This is a genomic window from Psychrobacter sp. Pi2-51, assembly GCF_904846665.1.
GTDB lineage: Bacteria > Pseudomonadota > Gammaproteobacteria > Pseudomonadales > Moraxellaceae > Psychrobacter > Psychrobacter glaciei.
This window is the reverse complement of sequence record NZ_CAJHBP010000065.1, coordinates 1-1063: the sequence shown is the minus strand read 5'-3', so window position 1 is coordinate 1063 and position 1063 is coordinate 1. Positions and strand designations below refer to the sequence as shown.

At 40.4% G+C, this 1063-nt stretch carries 1 protein-coding gene; it reads right to left on the bottom strand.

Annotated features, from left to right (window positions below):
- Positions 1-62: 62 nt before the first annotated feature.
- The gene (locus tag JMY08_RS13915; RefSeq protein ID WP_201593764.1) at positions 63-710 is read right to left on the bottom strand and encodes a hypothetical protein; all 648 of its coding nucleotides are present in this window, start codon (positions 708-710) and stop codon (positions 63-65) included.
- Between the last annotated feature and the right edge of the window lie 353 nt (positions 711-1063).

Genomic DNA, 1063 nt, shown 5'->3' with positions numbered 1-1063 from the left:
GGTGTAATGGACAAAATTCATGCTAGAGATTAGAAGGTAGTCGCTAATGGACAAAATTCATGCTATTTGAGTGTCTTTGACCCTAAAAAGTCTTTAATAAACCGTAACTTACGATACTCATTTAGCCCATGATGACTGTGTAATTGTCGCTTAAGCTCACTGAATAACCCTTCGAGAGAATTAGTGGTATTTGGTAAGTCTAAATGCCCATATTCTTGATAAGTAAACAACCAATCGCTATTGGTTCTTAAGCTACGATAAGCACTTCTAAGACGCTTGTGGGTGTACCACGTTCTGCCGGTATCCTCATTGGTACTACGCTCATTAAGATAGGCTTCATGAGTCAAATACCAGTAATCTAAGCACTTTACAAACGCATCTTTATCAAGCTGTTTTATTTCTAAAGTAAGTCGTCTAAGCTCGATACTGGCACTGTTCTTAGGGCGACGTGTTAAATAGCGGGTCACTATTTGCACTTGATGAAACTGGCACATCTGGCAAGGGATGCGGGTGAATAACGTCCTCAGTCCTCGTCTACCATCACAGGTGATGCTTTGTATATCAACGCCTAACGATACTAGATGATCAATTCCCTGCTTATAAGCACTATTGGTTTCATGACTGACTATCGCATAATTAAGAACGGTTCTAGTGGTGTTGTCCATAAAGACCATTAAACCAAACTTGCGACCAAAGTAAGTGGTGTCCATGATGATATTAGCAGTCTTAGGACGTTTAGCTGGATACTCAATACTGACTTTATCTAAGCGTCTTTGAATGGTTTTAAGACTACAGTGATATTTATCCGCCAGTTGTTGGTAGGTCTGTTTTCCTTGCGTATATTCAGTCCAAAGCGTTCGGTTATTAAGTCTTTTGCCACCTAAAAACTGCCGCCTGCAAGCTAGACATTGATACTGCTGTTTGCCAAGCTTACGTCCATTCTTCTTGGTGTGTTTATCACTACAAAAAGGGCAGTTTTTTGATTCATGGCGTTGATTCCTTGGAAATATAGACAGTATATAGCGTTAGACCCTGCGCCAGCATGAAAAATGTCCATTACACC